Here is a 19,538-nt window from a genome sequence, read left to right on the forward strand (position 1 = left end):
GCCCTGGTCAGCGCCGCCGCAGGGCCGCGATCGCCGCGTCGATGGCCCGGATCCCGGCGGCTTCGTCCCAGTATTCAAGGTCGGCCAGCGCACGCGTGATGTGGCGCTGCGCCGCGGCCGCGCCGGGCAGGGCGGGGGCGGCGTCCAGCATCTCCCGCGCCATGACCAGCTTATCGGATCCGATCATCGATCGCCGGGCCGGGCGGTTGACGCCTTCGCGCTCCAGGTCGTTGTCGCAACGGGCACAGAGCATGGCCCGCGCATCGCGTAGCTGCGCGACGATCCGCGCGGCATCGGGTGCCGGTGCCTGCGCGGCCAGCATCGGCGTAAACAGCAGCACCAGCACGACGCGGCGCCTGCCTGTCCGACGCGGCATCACGATCCCCTTCGCCGGGCGCGACTGCGCCCTTGCGCCGCAGGCCAGGACACCGCCATTGGAGGAACCATGAAACCCAGCATGGACCCTGGCGCCGAGATCCTGCGCGCCACCCTGTTCGCCGCCCGCGCCCATGCCGGCCAGGCCCGCAAGGGGGCGGCCGCCGAGCCCTACGTCAACCATGTCATCGAGGTCGCCTCGATCCTCGCCGCGCATGGCGCGCCCCTGCCGGTGATTCTGGCCGGGCTGCTGCACGACACGGTTGAGGACACCGAGGTCGCCCCCGCCGACCTGGCCGCCGCCTTCGGGGTTGAGGTCGCCGGACTGGTCGCCGAGGCGACCGACGACAAGGATCTGCCCAAGGAGACGCGCAAGGCGCTGCAGGTCAGCCAGGCGCCGAAGAAGACCGATGGGGCGAAGCAGCTCAAGCTCGCGGACAAGATATCGAACCTGCGGGCCATCGCGGACAGCCCACCGGCCAACTGGATCCATGCGCGGCGCGTCGAGTATGTCGGCTGGGCCGGGCGCGTCGCGGCTGGGCTGCGCGGCGTGAACCCGGCGCTGGATGCGCTGTTCGACGACACCTATCGCGCTGCGGTGGCGAAGCTGTCGGCCGAGGAAGGCTGACGCCGCCACATTCCGTCGCACGCCGCCCCGGCGGTGCCATGATCGCGCCGCGCCGTTGCCTGATGGCAATGGTCTGCTCTCCCAACCAGAGGGAGATGCGCCATGTTCCGCCTGCTTCCCGCCGCCACCCTGATCCTCGCCGCCGTGGCGGCCGGGCCGGCCTGCGCCTATGAGCCCTACCCCTACCAGCCGGGCTGGGGGCCGGCGCCGGCGCAGGTCTGGTATCACCGCCCGGCGCCGCCTCCGCGTTGGGGCTGGCAGGCGCCGCCCACCCGCTGGGCCGGGCCGCCGCCGTCGCATAACTGGGGCGGTCCGCCACGCGGCGACCGCGGCTGGGACGGGCCGCGGCAGATGCGATACGAGCCGCGCCGGCATGACGACCGCCACGACCGCCGGCGTGACGACCGCCGCTGGTAACAGATGCCGGAGTGTCCCGGGTCCGGGACGAAGGCGCGTCGATCCGGCCGCGCCTTGCCCCGGGCCGCCCGGCAGCCTAGGTGAAGGGCCTCCCGCGGCCCTTCGCCGCGCCTGCGAATGAGACGCCAATCCCGAATGAGCACCGACAAGGATACCCCCGCGCCCGAGACCGAGGCGGCGCCGCCCACGCCTGAGACCGAGGCGCCCCCCGCCGAACTGACGCCGGAGGAGCGCATCGCCGCGCTCGAGGCCGAGGCGGCCGGCTTCAAGGACCGGTGGCTGCGCGCCGAGGCGGAGATGCAGAACCTGCGCAGCCGCACCCAGCGCGAGGTGCAGGAAGCCCGCGCCTATGCCACGCAGAAATTCGCCCGCGACGTGGTCGAGGCGGCGGAGAACCTGCGCCGTGGCCTCGATGCCCTCCCCGGTGCCGCCCCCGGCGAGCCGGAGGTGCTGACCAAGATCCGCGACGGGATCGAAGGGGTGGAACGCTCCTTCCTCGGCATCCTGGAGCGCAACGGGGTGAAGCGCGAGGACCCGACGGGCAAGCCCTTCGACCCCGAGATGCACCAGGCGATGGCCGAGCAGCCGGCCCCCGAGGGCATCGCGCCCGGTTCGGTCGTCACCTGCTGGACGCCGGCCTGGACGCTGAACGGGCGGCTGCTCAAGCCGGCCATGGTGGTGGTCGCGGCCGGCGGCGCCTCGCGCGGATAGCAGCGGGAATCCGCTGGCTGGCGCATGCGCCGCAAGCGCCAGGCATCTGCTGCGGGATGCGGAAGCCTCCGACGCAAAGGGAAGGGCCACAGACGCCGGTGGGCATTGACCTGCGTTGACGTCGCTGGAGCCGTCCCCGTTCGCCCTGGCTTACGGCAACGTCCCTAACCTTTTGTTTGATCGGTCATCCTCACCCGATCAGGCGATTCCACCTGATCGGGATCTGCTCCAGGAGTCCGTTTGAGAATGCCGGCACCGCCCATGAGAATGCGCCGAGTGGCGCATTCTCAATCGGGCTGGGTCAACTTGCCACGTCGGGGATCCCATTCTCCTAATGATTTATCATCCCCGACGCGGCAGAACAGGCAGATGAATGTGGTAATATTCGGAGCCAACCCACGTACCGCGGCTATCGTTTCCTCGAGTGACACATTCGCTGACCACCAGCGATTGCGAATCGAGACCATGATGATATCGGCTTCTGCGGCAATACTCTGCATGGCGGCATAGGTCAGGCCATCGCGCTCCGCATCTCCCATGGCATCTTCGTCGTTATTGTAATGCCTGCCCTCCAATTTACTCAGGATGTAATTCGCACATTGTTCTTGTGCTCTGAATTCCATGCCGTGAAACGCACGTCCTCCGGATCGGAGCCTATCTCCCCTTTTCAGAGGCTTTCCGGTACGTAAGGCATTATTATCTAACGAAATTGTATATCCATGCGGAGCGGTAAACAAAACCAAACATCCTGCCGGAACCTCAAAAGATTTTGCAGTCATGATTCCATAAGAAGCACTCTCGCTATTTCCATGAGCACTAATGAAACAAGTGTCCTTATCCTTTATGTTGTTACCAACGACGTAATGCATCGGCAATTCGTGAACTTCCGCGCCACCGGCAAATTTAAGATGCGCTTCCGCGCTGATGTCATTCATCATGTGATCAATGAAATTGATCAGCGAATCGCCCATGCGCGCTCTCCATTGGTGAAGGCCGCACAGGACCATGCGGAGCGCATAACTGTATGCAATTTTGTTGCGGCCGCAGAAGGCGTAAGATTTATGAATCTATCACGATATCGTGATCATTGGGCGGTCAACATCACCTCCCGCGCGGCCCTTCGCCCGCCCAGAAGCGCGCCGTGGGCGTAGGACGGCGCCTCTGTGGTCGCCGCTTCTCCCGCGAAGAAGATCCGCTCGGCCACCGGCCGCGACAGCGCGGCATGGTCATCCAGCGACGCGCCCACCGGCAGGAAGGAATAGGACCCGCGCGCGAAGACGTCGCGCGACCAGCGGGTGACGCGCGTCTCGACCGGGTTCGGCACGGCGTGCCCGTACATCCGCCGCAGCGCCTGCATCACCAGGTCCACCTGCGCTGCGTCCGGCAGCATCTCGATCCGTTGCGCCGCCGACCCGCCGACCAACGCCACCAGCACGGGCAGGTTCAGATGCGGTTGCAGCGACACGATCTCCGGTGCCGCATTGTCGCGCGTGGCGGACAGGCTGCGCAGGTAATGCGTCTCGGCCGGCCAGAAGGGGCGGTTGAAGGCGAGGATGATCTTGTTGAGCAGCCCGTTCCCGATCCGCGCGATGGCGCCGAGATGCCCCGCCGGCAGCGGTGGGTCGAAGCCGACATCGCCGCGCTTCAGCACGCCGAGCGGCAGCGTCACCACCACGCGATCGGTGAAATACGCCTGCTCCGCCGTGGCGACGACGACGCCGGATCCGGTCAGCCGCACCTCCCGCACCACCTGGCGGAGCTGGATGTCGAGCCCCTGTCCCAGCAGGTCGGTGATGGCGTTGTAGCCTTGGGCGAGGAGGTGGTTCTCCTCGGGGATCTCGCCCTCCCCGCCGAACCAGCCTTGCGCGGAGACCTCCGCCGCATCGCCGCCGGCATAGCCGGCGACGTAGGAGGACAGCCAGGCCGCGACGCGCCGGTCATAGGGTGTCGCTTGCCGGGTCGGGTCCAGCACCGGCACCGCCTCGGCCAGCGATACGTCCCGCGCGCCGCGCCAGGCATAGGGGCTGTCATGGGCGATCAGGCGGCCGACGGTGTCGAAGATGGCACCGGTTTCCGCCTCGGTGAGCGGGCGGCCATCGGCGTCGAACATGATGCTGCGCGCGTCATAGGTCGGCATGCGCCGGACGCCCGCGGCATCGGCGAGCGGCGTCAGCGGATTGCCCTCCGGCCCATGGATCCAGGCGCCGCCGAGGTCGAGCCGCTGGCCGCGGAAGGTCACCGTGTGCAGGCGGCCGCCGGTGCGCGTACGGGCTTCGAGCACGGTGACACGGTGCCCGGCATCGGCCAGCGCGCGGGCGCAGCCGAGGCCCGAAAGTCCGGCGCCGATGACGATGACATGGAGCGGCCGCGCCGGCGGCTGGGCCCGTGCGGCGCCCGGCAGCGCGGGCGAGGCGGCGAGCAGGGCCAGAAGGCCGCGCCGGCCCAGGATCGGCTGGAAGGTCATGGAAGGCATCCCGGTCTGTCCGGAACGATACCGGACCAGACCGGAGCCTGGGAGCCCCGGCGCCCTCCGTCTGTGCTCTGGAGCAGATCACGGCCAGACCCCGCACCGGCCCGGGCCGCCTCGGAAACGGGGTGTCGGAGCGGATCGCGTTCGGATGGGATCATCCGAACGCGTGAAAATGCCCGCAAAACAACAGGGTAACGCATGCGAGGTGGGCGCATGCGAAGGCAGTCTGCGCTAGTCGACCCACTGGCCGGAGCCCGCGTTCCAGGCGGGATCATCGTCCTCGTAGTCGTCATCCACGCGGCAGAAGAGGCAATTGAACTTGGTGATACTGGGCGCGACCTTGCGGACCGCCTTGATGGTTTCTTGCAGCGTCACGTGGGAGCTGTACCAGCGGTTCCGGATCGTGACGACGACCACCTTGCCCTCGTCGCAGATCGACTGGAGGGCTTCGTAGGTGTAGCCGCGCTCGGCCTTCGCGTCCTCCGGGGCCTGGTTATGCCGCCCCTCGAACTTGTTGAGGATGTAGTTGGTGCACCTCTCGCCCGGCCCGAAGGCGGTGTCGTTGTGCTGGTTGTCAACGATCGGCTTGCCGGTCCGCAGGTTGTTGGTCCGGTAGATCAGGCAATAGCCATGCGGCTGAAAGAACTGCACGGAGCACCCGCTCGGGACGGCGAATGTCTCATTGTCGATCAGATAGTCACCGGAATCGGATCCGCCGTGGCCGCTGATCCAGCATTCGGTCGCCGTCTTGGTGTTGCCGATGATGTAGTGTTCCGACAGCTTGACGACCCAGGCACCCTCGCCGAACTTCATGCTCGACTTGCGGTTGGTCGACAACGCGTGGTCGAGCCAATTGGCGAAGTACTGTCCCGCACTCATGGATGATGTCTCCGATGCCCCCGCGGGTCGGAATCCTATGCGCATGCCCAGGCACGGGTCCAGATGCGCCGTGGGGGCAGGGCGACAATTGCCGCAGGGCATTGCGGCGGGACTTGTCCGCCGCCTCGCCAATCAATACATCCGATCCGTCACGACGCCCCGCCCCGCGCGGGGAACCCCAACCACCCCATCCGCGGCGGCAATGCGCCGCCGGTTCAGCACAGGGGGCGGGCACGGCGCCACGTCTCGGGCCGTCCCTGCCTGCCGCAGAGGAGAGTATCGGATGAGCAAGGTCATCGGCATCGACCTCGGCACCACCAACTCGTGCGTCGCCATCATGGAAGGCAAGGACGTCCGGGTCATCGAGAACGCCGAGGGTGCCCGCACCACCCCCTCCATGGTCGCCTTCGCCAAAAATGGCGAGCGCCTGGTCGGCCAGTCCGCCAAGCGCCAGGCGGTCACCAATCCCACGGGCACGCTCTATGCGGTGAAGCGCCTGATCGGCCGCCGCTTCGACGACCCGATGGTGCAGAAGGACATCGGCCTCGCGCCCTTCAAGATCACCAAGGCCGCCAATGGCGATGCCTGGGTGGAAGTGGACGGCCAGTCCTACGCACCGCAGCAGGTCAGCGCGATGGTGCTGACCAAGATGAAGGAGACGGCCGAGGCCTATCTCGGCGAGAGCGTCTCCCAGGCCGTCATCACGGTTCCCGCCTACTTCAACGACGCCCAGCGGCAGGCGACCAAGGAAGCCGGCGCGATCGCCGGCCTTGAAGTCCTGCGCATCATCAACGAGCCGACGGCAGCGGCGCTTGCCTACGGCATGGACCAGAAGAAGGGCGGCACCATCGCGGTCTATGACCTCGGCGGCGGCACCTTCGACGTGTCGATCCTCGAGATCGGCGACGGCGTCTTCGAGGTGAAGTCCACCAACGGCGACACCTTCCTCGGTGGCGAGGACTTCGACCAGCGCGTCATCGACTACCTGGCCGACGAGTTCCGCAAGGAGCAGGGCATCGACCTGCGCGGCGACAAGCTCGCCCTGCAGCGCCTGAAGGAAGCGGCCGAGAAGGCGAAGATCGAGCTGTCCTCCGCCAAGGAGACCGAGGTCAACCTGCCCTTCATCACCGCCGACGCCTCCGGGCCGAAGCACCTGGTGATGAAGCTGACGCGCGCGAAGCTCGAAGCGCTGGTGGACGACCTGATCGCCAAGACGCTCGACCCCTGCAAGCAGGCGCTGAAGGATGCCGGGCTGACGGCCGGCGAGATCGACGAGGTGATCCTGGTCGGCGGCATGACCCGCATGCCCAAGGTCATCGAGGTGGTGAAGTCCTTCTTCGGCAAGGAGCCCGCCCGCAACGTCAACCCGGACGAGGTCGTGGCCATTGGTGCTGCGATCCAGGGCGGCGTGCTCAAGGGCGACGTCAAGGACGTGCTGCTGCTCGACGTGACCCCGCTGAGCCTCGGCATCGAGACGCTGGGCGGCGTGTTCACCCGCCTGATCGACCGCAACACCACCATCCCGACCAAGAAGTCGCAGGTCTTCTCCACGGCCGACGACAACCAGACCGCGGTGACCATCAAGGTCTACCAGGGTGAGCGGGAGATGGCGGCCGACAACAAGCAGCTCGGCACCTTCGACCTGACGGGTATCCCGCCGGCCCCGCGCGGCGTGCCGCAGGTGGAAGTGACCTTCGACATCGACGCGAACGGCATCGTGTCCGTCAGCGCGAAGGACAAGGCCACCGGCAAGGAGCAGCAGATCCGCATCCAGGCCAAGTCCGGCCTGTCGGACGCCGATATCGAGCGGATGGTGAAGGACGCCGAGGCGAATGCCGAGGCGGACAAGAAGCGCCGCGAGCAGGTCGAGGCGCGCAACCAGCTCGAAGCCCTAGTGCACCAGACCGAGCGCACCCTGCGCGAGAGCGGCGACAAGGTCCCGCCGGCCGAGAAGGCCGATGTGGAGGCCGCCGTCGCCGAGGCGAAGTCTGCGATGGAGCGCCAGGACGCCGAGGCGATGACCCGCGCGAACGAGCGCCTGGGCCAGGCCGCGATGAAGATGGGCGAGGCGCTGTACAAGGCCCAGGCCGAGGAGAAGCCGGCCGAGGGCGGCGCGGCCCCTGGTGGGGCCTCGGGCAGCGGCGGCAATGACAAGGTCGTGGACGCCGAGTTCGAGGAAGTCGACCCGAACAAGCGCAAGCCGTCCTGACGGGCGGATAGCGTCGCCGTGAATCGCGCCGCCCGGTTCCGCCGAGGACCGGGCGGCGCACCTTTTGGGACCACCGGATGACCAGGGCGCGTCCACAGCCAACAGCATCGATCAGGCGAGGCCGGCGCGACTTGCGGATCGCGGCCTTCCGCGATCCCGGAGCGCGAAGCGCGACCGCGCGCGACCGGCATCGGCGCCCGACGCGTCCTGCCTGCGCGAAGCCAAGCGCCGCTGATGCGGCGCGCCCGGCGTCTGAGGGCATGAAAAGCGTCCGGCGCCCGCCGTTTGAGGGCAAGCAGAATGTCCACCACTAAGCGTGACTACTACGAGGTCCTCGGCGTCGGCCGCGATGCGGATGAGGATTCGCTGAAGAAGGCCTATCGCAAGCTCGCGATGAAGTTCCACCCTGACCGCAACCAGGGGGACAAGCAGGCAGAGGTGAAGTTCAAGGAATTGAACGAAGCCTATGACGTGCTGAAGGATGGCGAGAAGCGCGCGGCCTATGACCGCTTCGGCCATGCCGCCTTCGAGCAGGGCGGACCGGGCGGTGGCGGTGGTTTCGGAGGCAGCCCCTTCGGCGGCGGCTTCGAGGACATCTTCGAGGAGATGTTCGGCCGCTTCGGCGGCGGCCGCGGCGGTCGTGGTGCCGCGACGGGCCGTGGCGCGGACCTGCGCACGCAGGTCGAGATCACGCTCGAGGACGCCTTCGCCGGCACCAAGACCAATATCCGCATCCCGACCTCGGTTTCCTGCGAGGCCTGCAAGGGTTCGGGGGCGGAGGATGGCGCGACATCCGGCGTGCAGACCTGCGGCACCTGCAACGGCCAGGGCAAGGTGCGCGCGCAGCAGGGCTTCTTCCTGATCGAGCGCACCTGCCCGACCTGCGGCGGGTCCGGGCGCACCATCAAGAATCCCTGCAAGATCTGCCACGGTGCAGGGCGCGTTCAGCGTGAACGCACGCTGAACGTCACCATCCCGCCCGGGGTGGAGGACGGCACGCGCATTCGCCTGGCGGGCGAGGGTGAGGCGGGGCTGCGCGGGGCGCCTTCGGGCGACCTCTATGTCGATATCGCGGTGAAGCCGCACCCGATCTTCCAGCGGGACGGGGCCAACATCTTCATCCGCGTGCCGCTGCGCATGACCCAGGCGGCGTTGGGCGGACACGTCGAGGTGCCGAGCATCGACGGCGGCCGCGCGCGCGTGACGATCCCGGCCGGCAGCCAGACCGGCGACCAGTTCCGGCTGCGCGGCAAGGGCTTCTCGGTGCTGCGGTCGGCGGCGCGCGGCGACATGTATGTGCAGGTCAGCGTCGAGACGCCGCAGAACCTGACGTCGCGCCAGCGCGAATTGCTGGAGGAATTCGAATCCGAGGCCGTGTCCGGTGCGAAGACCAGCCCGGAGAGCGAGGGTTTCTTCGCCAAGGTGAAGGAATTCTGGGACGGACTAGGGCGGTGAACGCCGATCGGGGAGGGCATGGCCCTCCCCGAACCCCACCGACCTTGGGCGTGGCATTGGTGGGGTGGCCTGGGAGAGGCGAGCCTCTCCGCAGTCCTATGCCGACGGCATCGCCCAGTAATCGTCCACGACGCGCCGCCGCTCGGCCCAGCCTTGTTCGGCGACCGGCGCGCGTTCCAGCCGCGCCTTGTTCAGTTTCACGACATAGCCGCTGAGCCTCGTATCGTAGCGCAGCATGTCCCACGGCAGCGGGTAGTGCTTCGAGCCAAGTCCCATGAAGCCGCCGAAGGACAGCACCGCGTAGACAACGCGCCCCGTGGGCTTATCCAGCATCACGTCCTCGATGCGGCCGATGTGTTCGTCTTCCAGGGAATACACCTCGGTGCCCGCGACCTTGCCGCCGGCAATCAGGTGCCCGGTGGTCGGTGCCGTCAGGTCCTTCTTGGTGGGGCGAGCGTCGGTGCGTGGGTTGACGTGGGCCATGCGCATTCTCCTGCTGTCGTTGCTATCCGGAGTAACGTCCGCGGGCGGGGCGGGTTGTCGCGCGCGCTGCAACGACCCATGACAATGGCGCGAGGCGCTCACCCCTTGCGGTCCTCGCCGCCGGCGCGATGATCCGCCGGAACGTCGCCCGGTACCGGCGCGAGACGAAAGGAACACGCCTTGACCATCCGCATCGGCATCGCCGGCATCGCCGGCCGCATGGGCCGCCTTCTCGCCGAGGAAACCGTCGCGGCCGGCGCCTCCCTGGCAGGTGGGACGCTGCGCCCGGGTGCGTCGCTCGATAAGCTGCCGCCGGGCCTGCCGGTGGTGACGGACGTCGTCGCCCTGTGCGCGGTCTCCGACGTGGTGATCGACTTCACCCATGCCCATGCGGCGCGCGCCCATGCGCTGGCGGCCGCCGAGACCGGCACGCCACTCATCCTCGGTTCTTCCGGCCTGTCCGCCACGGACGAGGCCGCGGTGGCCGAGGCGGCGCAGCGCACGCCCATCGTCTACGCCGCCAATTTCGCGCCGGGAGTGAACCTGTTCCTCGCCATCGCCGAGCGCATGGCCGCAGCACTTCCGCCGGCGCAGTACGATGCCGAGATCGTCGAGATGCATCACCGGCAGAAGGTGGACGCGCCGTCGGGCACCGCCATCGCGCTGGGCCGCGCGGTGGCGGCCGGCCGCGGCACGACGCTGGAAGCCGCTGGCAAGGAAAGCGGTCGGGATGGGCATACCGGGGCGCGCGGCACCGGAACCATCGGCTTTGCCGCGCTGCGCGGCGGCCAGGTGGTGGGCGAACACACGCTGCTGTTCGCCGCGGCATCGGAACATATCAGCCTGACGCACAAATCCTTCGACCGGCGCGTCTATGCGACCGGGGCGGTGCGGGCGGCGCTGTGGGCGGCGGGCAGGGCGCCGGGGCTGTATAGCATGCGGGATGTGCTCGGCATGACCTGAACGCGCGGCTGGGCGCGGGATTCGGTGATCTGGCTGCCTTGACCCGGCCACACCCCCTTGCGATACGCGACCATCCCGGATGCCCCGGGCCCAGCCCGCCGGGGCTTCCCGCCGGCGATACCCCCGCGACAAGAGGCCGAACCAAGCCATGCGCGATACCGGCGAATATCTTTTCACGTCTGAATCCGTTTCCGAAGGCCATCCCGACAAAGTGGCCGACCGCATTTCGGACACGGTGCTGGACGCCTTCCTGACCGCCGACCCCTATTCGCGGGTTGCCTGCGAGACGCTGGTGACGACCAACCGCGTCGTCCTCGCCGGCGAAGTGCGCGGCCCCGGCAGCGTGACGCCGGAATACCTGATGCACCTGGCGCGCCTCGCCATCCACGACATCGGGTATGAGCAGGACGGCTTCCACTGGCAGAACGCCGAGATCGCCTGCCACCTGCACGCCCAGTCCGCGCACATCGCGCAGGGCGTCGATGCCGCCGGCAACAAGGACGAAGGCGCCGGTGACCAGGGCATCATGTTCGGCTACGCCTGCACCGAGACGCCCGAACTGATGCCCGCGCCGCTGTACTACGCGCACCTGATCCTGCGCCGCATCAGCGAGATGCGCCGCGCCGACGACGTCGCGGTGAAGGGCCTGCTGCCTGATGCCAAGTCCCAGGTCACGCTGAAGTATGTGGACGGCAAGCCGGTCGGCGCGACCTCGGTCGTCGTTTCCACCCAGCATGTCGAGGGCATGGAGCAGGCCGAGATCAAGCGCCTGCTGCACCCGATCGTGTCCTCCAGCCTGCCCGCTGGCTGGATGTGCCCGGATGCCGAGTTCTACGTGAACCCGACCGGCCAGTTCGTCATCGGCGGCCCGGACGGCGATTGCGGCCTGACCGGGCGCAAGATCATCGTCGATACCTATGGTGGCGCGGCCCCGCATGGCGGCGGTGCGTTCTCCGGCAAGGATCCGACGAAGGTGGACCGCTCGGCGGCCTACGCCGCGCGCTACGTCGCGAAGAACGTCGTCGCGGCGGGCCTGGCGGACAAGTGCACCATCCAGGTCTCCTATGCGATCGGCGTGTCGAAGCCGCTGTCGGTCTATTTCGACCTGCACGGCACGGGGCGCGACGTCGACGAGGTGAAGCTCGCCAAAGTCGTGGACGGGCTGGTGAACCTGTCCCCGCGAGGCATCCGCGAGCATCTGCACATGAACCGGCCGATCTATGTGCCGACCTCGGCCTATGGCCATTTCGGCCGCACGCCGGATGCGGAGCTCGGGACCTTCACCTGGGAGAAGACCGACCTCGCCGACGAACTGAAGCGCGCCTTCGGCCGGTGAGCCCCGAGGGTGACATGCGGCGGGATGACCCGCCGCATCGCGCGCCCTCCCTGACGCCGGAGGGCATTCCCGACCGGCTCTATGGCCGCCGTCGCGGCCATCCCTTGCGGCCGCGGCAGGAGAGGCTGCTTGACCTCGCCCTGCCGCGCTTTCGGCTGACCGCGGCGGAGGCGGCGCATCCGCGCGCCATCCTGCCCGGCGCCGATCTCTGGCTCGAGATCGGCTTCGGCGGCGGTGAGCACGCACTCGCCCTCGCCGAGGCCAATCCGCAGATCGGCCTGATCGCCTCCGAGGTCTTCGAGAACGGGCTGTGTTCCCTGCTGACACGCATCGTGCCCGAAGGGGCCGAGGCCAGCGCGCCGGTGCCCGAACGGCTGCGCCTGTGGCCCGAGGATGCGCGACACCTGGTCGCGTTGCTGCCGGATGCGGTGCTCGGTCGCCTGTATCTGATGTTCCCTGATCCCTGGCCGAAGGCGCGCCACGCCAAGCGCCGCTTCGTGCATCCGGCCATGCTGCCGCTGGTCGCGCGGGTGTTGCGCGAAGGGGCGGAATGGCGCATCGCCAGCGACGACCCGACCTATCAGGCCTGGGTCGAGGAGAGCTTCGCCGACCAGCCCTTCTTCGCCCTACGCGATTGCGCCATCGGTACCCGCCCGGCGGATTGGCATCCGACGCGCTACGAAGCGAAGGCGATCCGTGAAGGCCGCGTGCCGCGCTACTGGACCTTCGTCAGGAGTGATGCGCCATGCAATTGACGGGTGCCGCCGCGCTGGTGACGGGTGCGGGCTCGGGCCTCGGCGCGGCAACGGCCGAGGCGCTCGCCGCCGCCGGCGCCGGCGTCGTGGCGATGGATCTGAATGCCGAGGGCCTTGCCGCGCTGGCGTCCCGCTGCGGTGCGACGCCCATCGCCGGCGATGTGGCGAGTGAGGCCGACGTCGCGACCGCCCTCGAAGCCGCTTCCGGCCTTGGTCCGCTGCGCCTAGCGGTGAATTGCGCCGGCATCGCGCCGGCCGCGCGTGTGGTGGGACGCAACGGCCCGCACGACCTGGCGCTGTTCGAGCGCACCATCCGCGTCAACCTGATCGGCACCTTCAACGTGCTGCGCCTGGCCGCGCAGCGCATGCAGCCGCTCGACCCGACCACGCCGGATGGCGAGCGCGGGGTCATCGTCAACACCGCCTCCATCGCCGCTGAGGATGGGCAGGTCGGGCAATGCGCCTATGCCGCGTCGAAGGCGGGCGTGGTGGGCCTGACGCTGCCGGCGGCACGTGAACTGGCGAAGTCCGGCATCCGCGTCGTGACCATCGCGCCGGGCCTGTTCGAGACGCCGATGCTCGCCGGCCTGCCGGATGCCGCACAGGCGGCGATCCGCGCCCTGCCGCCGTTTCCCGCGCGGCTTGGCAAGCCGGAGGAGTTCGCCGCGCTGGTGCTGGCCATCTGCGCCAATCCGCTGCTGAACGGCACGACGATACGCTTCGATTCGGCGCTGCGCCTGCCGCCCTGACGGCAGAGAGGGGCGCTGCCCCTCTCCGCGCCTCTCCCCGCCAAAGGCCGAGGGGCCTTTGGAATGCCGATCCTTGGCGCCGGGCACGACGGTCGCGCTGCGCGACACCAAAAGACGGCATTCCAAAGGGCACTGCCCTTTGGTGGGGTGGTTTGGAGGGGCAAAGCCCCTCCAATGGCACGCTCGCCCGCTTGCGCCTCCTGCTGCGCCCCGCCATCCTGCGCGGCAACACCACGCCAGGGATGCACACGGCCTCACGCAGCGGAGAACCCCGCCTTGCATCGTCGTGACCTTCTCGCGGGCGCCGCCGCGCTCGCTGCCGCCCCCATTGCCCCGGCATCCGCCCAGCCCGCCCCGTCCGGCACTCTGCGCGTCGGTATGACCGCGGGCGACATCCCGCTGACGACCGGCCAGCCCAACCAGGGCGCGGAGGGCAACCGCTTCCTCGGCATCACGCTGTACGATCCGCTGGTCGCCTGGGACCTGTCGCGATCCGACCGCGCCGCCGCACTGAAGCCTGGCCTCGCCGAGCGCTGGTCGGTGGATGACAGCACGAAGAAGACCTGGACCTTCGACCTGCGCGCGGGCGTGCGCTTCCACGACGGCAGCAGCTTCGAGGCGAATGCGGTGGCGTGGAACCTCGCCAAGCTGCTCGACCGTGATGCACCGCATTTCGACCGGCAACAGGCCGCGCAGGCCGGGCTCTATGTCAGCAACATCGCCGGCTGGCGGGTGAAGAATGCCCGCACCATCGAGATCGAGACGAAGACGCCCGACGCCGTCTTTCCCTACAACATGGCGAACATCTTCTATTCCTCGCCCGCGCGCTATGCCGAGGTCGGCAGCAATTGGGACCGCTTCGCCGAACGTCCGTCCGGCACCGGCCCCTATATTGGCGACCGCTTCGTACCGCGGCAGCGGCTGGAGGCCGTGCGCAACGGCGAATACTGGGACCCCACGCGCCGCCCGCAGCACGAAAGGCTGGTGCTGCTGCCAATCCCTGATGCGCTGACCCGGGTTTCTGCCCTGTTGTCCAACCAGGTAGATTTCATCGAGGCGCCGCCGCCCGACGCCGCCGCGCGACTGCGCGCCGCCGGGCACAGCGTCGTCACCAATGCCTATCCGCATATCTGGTGTCATCAGCTGTCCTTTCTGCCGGACAGCCCGTTCCGGGATGTGCGGGTGCGCCAGGCGGCGAACATGGCGATCGACCGGGCGGCGATGGTCGGGCTGCTCGGTGGCCTCGCCCTGCCAGCGAAGGGCCAGGTGAATGAGGGCCATCCCTGGTTCGGGCGGCCGACCGTCGACCTGTCCTACGACCCCGCCCGCGCTCGCCGGCTGCTGGCCGAGGCCGGCTTCGGCCCGCGGAACCCGGTGAAGACGAAGTTCATCATCGCGCCCTCCGGGTCCGGCCAGATGCAGCCGCTGCCGATGAACGAGCTGCTCCAGCAGAACTACCGCGATGTCGGCATAGAGTTGGAATTCGAAGTGATGGATTGGGAGGCCCTGCGCGGCCGCCGCCGCGCCGGTGCCGCCGCCCCCGAGAACCGAGGCCTGCACGCGGTCAACAATTCCTGGGCCTTCTGGGACCCGGATATCGGGCTGCTCGGTCCGGCAATCAGCAAGGTGCGCGGCGGGTCGGGCTTCAACTGGGGCGAGTTCTCCGACGCTCGCGCCGATGAGCTTGGCCTGCGGGCGCGCCAGACTTTCGACCCGGCGGCGCAGGACGCGATCCTGGCGGAGCTGCACGGGCATCTGGTGGACCAAGCGATGTGGATCTGGGTGGTGCACGATGTGAACCCGCGCGGCCTGTCGCGGCGGCTGTCGAACTTCACCCAGGCGCAGTCCTGGTACCAGGACCTGACGCCGATCCGGGTGGGGTGAGGTCCCGAGAGAGACAAGGCCCCTTTCCGCGGATATCCCTACCGCCCCAGCATCCGCGCCAGCACCCTGCGCCCCTGCCAGTGATGGTGCAGGGCCGCCGCCGCGTGGCCGGTCGCGAGGATGACGAGCGACCACGCCAGGATCTGGTGCAGGGTCCGCAGCGCTTTGAATGTCGCTTCATCCGGGTCGAGCACATGCGGCACCGGGATCAGGAGGAACAGCGTCGTCTCGATCTGCCCCGGCGCAGCGCTGGCGGACAGGTAGCCGAGCACCGGCACGACCAGCAGCAACGCATAGAGCGCCGCATGGCCGATGCTGGCGGCGCGCTGCTGCCAGGCAGCGATGCCAGGGTCCTCTGGCGGACGACCACGACGGGCGCGCAGCACCAGACGCCACAGCACCAGCGGCGGCACGAGCAGCCCGATCGTCTTGTGCGCCTGGTAGGCGAGGATCTTGGCCAGCAGTTGCGTCAGCGGAAGCGCGACCATGGTGATGCCGATGGCGAAGGCGGCGACGACCAGGCAGGCCACCACCCAGTGCAGCCGGCGCTGCGCAGGGCTCCAGGCGTCAGACGATGAGGCTGACACGAACCGACAGGCCGATGGTGTCGGAGATCGCCGTGGTCTCGGCCGTCATGCCGAAATCCGAACGCTTCATGGGCCCGGTGGCCGAGAAATCGGCAACATCGGCCCCGAGCGTCGCGTCGCGCCGCCGCCCGAGCAGCCGCGCCTGCATCGCATAGGGCCGGGTGATGCCGCGGATGGTGAGGTCCCCGGCCAGGGCGAAGCGGTCGAGGCTGCCCTGCCCGGTGGCGGCGCCGGTGAAATGCGCCTCCGGGTATCGCTCCACATCGAAGAAATCGGGCGAGCGCAACATCTCCACCGCCCCCGGATAGGCCAGCGTGACCGCCGCGGTGCGGACGGTGACGGCCACCGCGGTGGTCAGGGGCTGGTCAGGGTCGATCTGCAGTACGGCGGAAAAATCCTCGAACCGGCCGGTCGAGGTCAGTACGCCGAGATGCCGCGCGGTGAATTCCAGCCGGCCACGATGCTGATCGAAGACGTAGCGGCTGCGCGCGGCGCCGAATGCCGGCCGGGCAGCCAGGGCGGTGAGCCCGCCCGTCAGGGCGCGCCGGCTGATCGGCAGAGGCTGTGCCATGGTTCGAACCCTCCCGGAGGGGGAATGTTGCGCGGGCGCGCCCGGCTGCAAGGCGGCTTGCATAGTCTTCACCGAAGCGCCATAACCCGACCAGACATTCCATCCGGATCGACGGGGGGTGGCCTTGCAAGGGGCCGCCTTTTTTGTTGCTTGAACGAGACTGACGACCTTCCGCGGCATGAAGGGCTCGAAGCCCGCATCGCCGACGCCATCCTGCCGACGCTCGGTCACCTGGGCTATGAGCTCGTGCGCGTGCAGGTGTCCGGCAAGGAAACGCCGACGGTGCAGGTCATGGCTGACCGGGCCGACGGCGCGCTCTTCACGGTCGAGGATTGCGAGGCGATCAGCCATGCCATCGGCGCGGTGCTCGACGTCGCGGACCCGATCAAGAGCGAGTGGAACCTCGAAGTGTCCTCGGCCGGCATCGACCGGCCGCTGACCCGTGCCAAGGACTGGAACCGCTTCGCGGGCCATGTCGCGACGCTGGAACTCGCCATCCCGCAGGATGGTCGCAAGCGCTTCCGCGGCATCGCGCTTGGCGCCGACGCGGATGTGGCGCGGCTGCGCCTGGATGACGGCACTGAAATCGCCTTCCCGCGGAGCAACATCCGCCGCGCGAAGCTGGTCCTGACCGACGAACTGATTGCCGCGACCGCGGCGCCCAAGACTGAGAACTAGGAGAGAGGCTCCATGGCCATCGATATCGCCATCGCCCGTCCCGAACTGCTGCAGGTCGCAGACGCCGTCGCGCGCGAGAAGATGATCGAGCGCGACGAGGTCCTCGAGGCGATGGAGCAGGCCATCCAGAAGGCCGGCCGCGCCAAGTACGGGCACGAGAAGGACATTCGCGCCGTCATCGACCGCAAGACCGGCGAGGTCCGCCTGTCCCGGTGGACCGAGGTGGTGGAAGCCGAGCCCGTCGAGAACGAGGCGACGCAGATCCCCCATCGCATCGCGCTGAAGATCAAGCCGGGCATCGCGGTGGGCGAGTTCATCGTCGATCCGCTGCCGCCGATCGATTTCGGCCGCATCGCCGCGCAGACCGCCAAGCAGGTGATCGTCCAGCGCGTGCGCGAGGTCGAGCGCGGCAAGCAGTTCAACGAATACAAGGACCGCGTCGGCGAGATCATCAACGGCATCGTCAAGCGGACCGAATACGGGAACCTGATGGTCGATCTCGGCCGCGCCGAGGCGCTGCTGCGCCGCGACGAGACGATCCCGCGCGAGGCGTTCCGCAACGGCGATCGCGTCCGCGCCTATATCTACGACGTGCGCGAGGAGCCGCGCGGGCCGCAGATCTTCCTTTCCCGCACGCATCCGGGCTTCCTCGCGAAGCTGTTCGCGCAGGAAGTGCCCGAGATCTACGACGGCATCATCGAGATCAAGGCGGTGGCGCGTGATCCGGGCAGCCGCGCCAAGATGGCCGTCATCTCGCGCGACAGCTCCATCGACCCGGTCGGCGCCTGCGTCGGCATGCGCGGGTCGCGCGTGCAGGCGGTGGTGGCGGAACTCCAGGGCGAGAAGATCGACATCATCCCCTGGTCGCCCGATTTCGCGACCTTCATCGTGAACGCGCTGGCCCCAGCCGAGGTGTCCAAGGTCGTGCTGGATGAGGACGGCAAGCGCTGCGAGGTCGTCGTCCCCGACGACCAGCTGTCGCTCGCCATCGGCCGCCGCGGCCAGAACGTGCGTCTTGCATCGCAGCTCACCCGCTACGATATCGACATCCTGACCGAGGCCGAGGAATCCGAGCGTCGGCAGGAGGAATTCCGCAAGCGCACCGGCCTGTTCGTCGAGGCGCTGGACGTGGACGACGTCATCGCCGGACTGCTGGTGCAGGAAGGCTTCTCGACCATCGAGGACATCGTCACGGTCGAGGATGAGGAGCTGGCCGGCATCGAGGGCTTCGACGAGAGCGTCGCCACGGAACTCAAGCGTCGCGGCCAGGCCTATATCGAGAAGCGCGACGGCGAGTTCGACGAGAAGCGTCGCGAGCTTGGCGTGGACGACGTGCTGGCGGAGATCGGCGGCTTCTCCCCGGCGATGATGGTCTCGCTGGGCGAGAAGGGCGTGAAGGGCCTCGAAGACCTGGCCGATCTCGCCGGCGACGAGCTGATCGAGATCCTGGGCACCGAGGTGCTGGACGAGGAAACGGCGAACGCCATCGTCATGGAAGCGCGCCGCCGGGCCGGTTGGCTTGGTGAGGAAGAGGATGCTGGCGCGGGTGACGGCAACGATTGACGCCGCCGCGCCGGAGGAGGAGCCGGAAACCGGCCCGCTCCGCCGCTGCATCATGACGCGCGAGGTCCAGCCGAAGGAGCGGATGCTCCGCTTCGTGCTGGGTCCTGCGCGTGAAATCGTCCCGGATATCGCCGGCAAGCTGCCGGGCCGGGGAATGTGGTTGAGCGCGCGGGGCGATGTGCTAGAAACCGCCCTGAGCCGCGGGGCCTTCATGCGGGCCGCGCGTGGGCAGGTGACGCTTCCCTCCGACCTTCGCGCGCGGATCGAGGACGGTCTTCGCGGTCGCGTCCGCGACCTTCTGGGCTTGGCCCGGCGGGCGGGACAGGCCGTTTCGGGCTGGCAGGCCGGGCGGGAATGGCTTCAGGCCGGGCGCGCCGGATTGCTGGTCCAGGCCAAGGACGGCAGCGTCGCGGAACGCGCGCGCTTCGGCGGCCGGGACCTTCCGGTTGTCGCGCCGCTGACCGCGGCGGAGTTGGGTGTTGTCTTCGGGCGTGACCACGCCGTGCATGTCGTGGTTGCGCCGGGCCGGTTGGCGGATGCCATCCGGATCGAGGCGGAGAGGCTGGCAGGCTTTGCCAGTGCTTCGCCGGACCAGGCGTAAGGGTCGCGACGATCGTGGCGACTTTGGAATTTTTGTTGGATCGGGTTCGGATCGGCGGATGAGCGACCAGAACGAGCAGGACGCGGGCAAGAGCAGGCTGAGCCTTCGGCCCGGCGGACGCCTCGAACTTGGCAAGACGGTGGATGCCGGCAGCGTGCGGCAATCCTTCAGCCATGGCCGCAGCAAGACCGTGCAGGTCGAGGTGGTGAAGAAGCGCGTGGCGC

Annotated in this window: 21 protein-coding genes; 14 read left to right on the forward strand and 7 right to left on the reverse strand. The window is 68.5% G+C overall.

The features are described from left to right. Window positions 1-7: 7 nt before the first annotated feature. Entirely contained in the window at window positions 8-346 is a 339-nt protein-coding gene (locus AC2YHJ_RS25785; protein WP_487399054.1) for a hypothetical protein, read from the reverse strand. A 99-nt stretch (window positions 347-445) separates the two neighbouring features. On the opposite strand from AC2YHJ_RS25785, the gene AC2YHJ_RS25790 reads away from it, so the two are divergent. The 3 genes from AC2YHJ_RS25790 (at window position 446) to AC2YHJ_RS25800 (ending at window position 2,131) form a co-directional block, all read left to right on the forward strand. After that, entirely contained in the window at window positions 446-1,003 is a 558-nt protein-coding gene (locus AC2YHJ_RS25790; RefSeq protein ID WP_487399055.1) for an HD domain-containing protein, read from the forward strand. A 102-nt stretch (window positions 1,004-1,105) separates the two neighbouring features. Then, window positions 1,106-1,420, forward strand: a complete 315-nt coding sequence (locus AC2YHJ_RS25795) for a hypothetical protein (protein ID WP_487399056.1) — start codon at window positions 1,106-1,108, stop codon at window positions 1,418-1,420. A gap of 135 nt (window positions 1,421-1,555) precedes the next feature. Then, on the forward strand, window positions 1,556-2,131 hold the full coding sequence (locus AC2YHJ_RS25800; protein ID WP_487399057.1) for a nucleotide exchange factor GrpE: 576 nt from the start codon (window positions 1,556-1,558) through the stop codon (window positions 2,129-2,131). A 287-nt stretch (window positions 2,132-2,418) separates the two neighbouring features. On the opposite strand, the gene AC2YHJ_RS25805 is transcribed toward AC2YHJ_RS25800, so the two are convergent. The 3 genes from AC2YHJ_RS25805 to AC2YHJ_RS25815 form a co-directional block, all read right to left on the reverse strand. Beyond that, entirely contained in the window at window positions 2,419-3,102 is a 684-nt protein-coding gene (locus AC2YHJ_RS25805) for a putative adhesin (RefSeq protein ID WP_487399058.1), read from the reverse strand. Window positions 3,103-3,215: 113 nt separating this feature from the next. Then, a complete protein-coding gene (locus AC2YHJ_RS25810) occupies window positions 3,216-4,595 on the reverse strand; it encodes a flavin monoamine oxidase family protein (RefSeq protein WP_487399059.1) in 1,380 nt (459 codons plus the stop codon). A gap of 237 nt (window positions 4,596-4,832) precedes the next feature. Beyond that, window positions 4,833-5,480 (reverse strand): putative adhesin, encoded by a 648-nt coding sequence (locus AC2YHJ_RS25815; protein ID WP_487399060.1) that lies wholly within the window; start codon window positions 5,478-5,480, stop codon window positions 4,833-4,835. 283 nt (window positions 5,481-5,763) lie between these two features. Here AC2YHJ_RS25815 and dnaK point away from each other — a divergent pair, with 283 nt between their 5' ends. Further along, window positions 5,764-7,689 (forward strand): molecular chaperone DnaK, encoded by a 1,926-nt coding sequence (dnaK, locus tag AC2YHJ_RS25820; protein ID WP_487399061.1) that lies wholly within the window; start codon window positions 5,764-5,766, stop codon window positions 7,687-7,689. 300 nt (window positions 7,690-7,989) lie between these two features. After that, the gene (gene dnaJ / locus AC2YHJ_RS25825; RefSeq protein WP_487399062.1) at window positions 7,990-9,144 is read left to right on the forward strand and encodes a molecular chaperone DnaJ; all 1,155 of its coding nucleotides are present in this window, start codon (window positions 7,990-7,992) and stop codon (window positions 9,142-9,144) included. 96 nt (window positions 9,145-9,240) lie between these two features. On the opposite strand, the gene AC2YHJ_RS25830 is transcribed toward dnaJ, so the two are convergent. Further along, entirely contained in the window at window positions 9,241-9,627 is a 387-nt protein-coding gene (locus AC2YHJ_RS25830; RefSeq protein ID WP_487399063.1) for a PRC-barrel domain-containing protein, read from the reverse strand. Between the two features lie 186 nt (window positions 9,628-9,813). Here AC2YHJ_RS25830 and dapB point away from each other — a divergent pair, with 186 nt between their 5' ends. The 5 genes from dapB (at window position 9,814) to AC2YHJ_RS25855 (ending at window position 15,314) form a co-directional block, all read left to right on the forward strand. After that, window positions 9,814-10,590 (forward strand): 4-hydroxy-tetrahydrodipicolinate reductase, encoded by a 777-nt coding sequence (gene dapB, locus AC2YHJ_RS25835; RefSeq protein WP_487399073.1) that lies wholly within the window; start codon window positions 9,814-9,816, stop codon window positions 10,588-10,590. Between the two features lie 148 nt (window positions 10,591-10,738). Then, a complete protein-coding gene (metK, locus tag AC2YHJ_RS25840) occupies window positions 10,739-11,926 on the forward strand; it encodes a methionine adenosyltransferase (protein WP_487399064.1) in 1,188 nt (395 codons plus the stop codon). 14 nt (window positions 11,927-11,940) lie between these two features. Next, a complete protein-coding gene (trmB, locus tag AC2YHJ_RS25845) occupies window positions 11,941-12,681 on the forward strand; it encodes a tRNA (guanine(46)-N(7))-methyltransferase TrmB (RefSeq protein WP_487399065.1) in 741 nt (246 codons plus the stop codon). Further along, the gene (locus AC2YHJ_RS25850; protein WP_487399066.1) at window positions 12,672-13,430 is read left to right on the forward strand and encodes an SDR family NAD(P)-dependent oxidoreductase; all 759 of its coding nucleotides are present in this window, start codon (window positions 12,672-12,674) and stop codon (window positions 13,428-13,430) included. Before trmB ends, AC2YHJ_RS25850 begins: the two co-directional genes overlap by 10 nt. Window positions 13,431-13,706: 276 nt before the next feature. Next, complete coding sequence (locus AC2YHJ_RS25855) at window positions 13,707-15,314, forward strand: ABC transporter substrate-binding protein (RefSeq protein ID WP_487399067.1); 1,608 nt, start codon at window positions 13,707-13,709, stop codon at window positions 15,312-15,314. A gap of 38 nt (window positions 15,315-15,352) precedes the next feature. Here the strand turns inward: AC2YHJ_RS25855 and AC2YHJ_RS25860 are convergent, their stop codons facing one another. Together AC2YHJ_RS25860 and AC2YHJ_RS25865 are read right to left on the reverse strand one after the other, a co-directional pair. After that, window positions 15,353-15,901, reverse strand: coding sequence for a cytochrome b (locus AC2YHJ_RS25860; protein ID WP_487399068.1), 549 nt, complete (start codon window positions 15,899-15,901; stop codon window positions 15,353-15,355). Continuing rightward, window positions 15,882-16,472 (reverse strand): YceI family protein, encoded by a 591-nt coding sequence (locus tag AC2YHJ_RS25865; protein WP_487399069.1) that lies wholly within the window; start codon window positions 16,470-16,472, stop codon window positions 15,882-15,884. The genes AC2YHJ_RS25860 and AC2YHJ_RS25865 overlap by 20 nt, the downstream gene beginning before the upstream one ends. A gap of 150 nt (window positions 16,473-16,622) precedes the next feature. Between AC2YHJ_RS25865 and rimP the strand changes: the two genes are divergently transcribed. The 4 genes from rimP to AC2YHJ_RS25885 all read left to right on the forward strand — a co-directional run. Next, window positions 16,623-17,150 carry a ribosome maturation factor RimP gene (rimP, locus tag AC2YHJ_RS25870; RefSeq protein ID WP_487399070.1) on the forward strand — a complete coding sequence of 176 codons (528 nt, stop codon included), beginning with the start codon at window positions 16,623-16,625 and terminating at the stop codon, window positions 17,148-17,150. Between the two features lie 12 nt (window positions 17,151-17,162). Beyond that, complete coding sequence (gene nusA, locus AC2YHJ_RS25875) at window positions 17,163-18,713, forward strand: transcription termination factor NusA (RefSeq protein ID WP_487399071.1); 1,551 nt, start codon at window positions 17,163-17,165, stop codon at window positions 18,711-18,713. After that, window positions 18,697-19,314, forward strand: a complete 618-nt coding sequence (locus AC2YHJ_RS25880; protein ID WP_487399072.1) for an RNA-binding protein — start codon at window positions 18,697-18,699, stop codon at window positions 19,312-19,314. Before nusA ends, AC2YHJ_RS25880 begins: the two co-directional genes overlap by 17 nt. A gap of 58 nt (window positions 19,315-19,372) precedes the next feature. Further along, window positions 19,373-19,538, forward strand: a 166-nt coding sequence (locus tag AC2YHJ_RS25885; protein ID WP_487399074.1) for a translation initiation factor IF-2 associated domain-containing protein, incomplete at its 3' end; no start/stop codon positions are given.

Source organism: Roseomonas sp. SRI_022 (assembly GCF_057586215.1).

Excerpts from the sequence above, each read along its gene's own strand:
- AC2YHJ_RS25790 (WP_487399055.1), top strand. The coding sequence starts at position 446 with ATGAAACCCAGCATGGACCCTGGCGCCGAGATCCTGCGCGCCACCCTG.
- AC2YHJ_RS25795 (WP_487399056.1), top strand. The coding sequence starts at position 1,106 with ATGTTCCGCCTGCTTCCCGCCGCCACCCTGATCCTCGCCGCCGTGGCG.
- AC2YHJ_RS25800 (WP_487399057.1), top strand. The coding sequence starts at position 1,556 with ATGAGCACCGACAAGGATACCCCCGCGCCCGAGACCGAGGCGGCGCCG.
- AC2YHJ_RS25805 (WP_487399058.1), bottom strand. The coding sequence starts at position 3,102 with ATGGGCGATTCGCTGATCAATTTCATTGATCACATGATGAATGACATC.
- AC2YHJ_RS25810 (WP_487399059.1), bottom strand. The coding sequence starts at position 4,595 with ATGACCTTCCAGCCGATCCTGGGCCGGCGCGGCCTTCTGGCCCTGCTC.
- AC2YHJ_RS25815 (WP_487399060.1), bottom strand. The coding sequence starts at position 5,480 with ATGAGTGCGGGACAGTACTTCGCCAATTGGCTCGACCACGCGTTGTCG.
- dnaK (WP_487399061.1), top strand. The coding sequence starts at position 5,764 with ATGAGCAAGGTCATCGGCATCGACCTCGGCACCACCAACTCGTGCGTC.
- dnaJ (WP_487399062.1), top strand. The coding sequence starts at position 7,990 with ATGTCCACCACTAAGCGTGACTACTACGAGGTCCTCGGCGTCGGCCGC.
- AC2YHJ_RS25830 (WP_487399063.1), bottom strand. The coding sequence starts at position 9,627 with ATGGCCCACGTCAACCCACGCACCGACGCTCGCCCCACCAAGAAGGAC.
- metK (WP_487399064.1), top strand. The coding sequence starts at position 10,739 with ATGCGCGATACCGGCGAATATCTTTTCACGTCTGAATCCGTTTCCGAA.
- trmB (WP_487399065.1), top strand. The coding sequence starts at position 11,941 with ATGCGGCGGGATGACCCGCCGCATCGCGCGCCCTCCCTGACGCCGGAG.
- AC2YHJ_RS25850 (WP_487399066.1), top strand. The coding sequence starts at position 12,672 with ATGCAATTGACGGGTGCCGCCGCGCTGGTGACGGGTGCGGGCTCGGGC.
- AC2YHJ_RS25865 (WP_487399069.1), bottom strand. The coding sequence starts at position 16,472 with ATGGCACAGCCTCTGCCGATCAGCCGGCGCGCCCTGACGGGCGGGCTC.
- nusA (WP_487399071.1), top strand. The coding sequence starts at position 17,163 with ATGGCCATCGATATCGCCATCGCCCGTCCCGAACTGCTGCAGGTCGCA.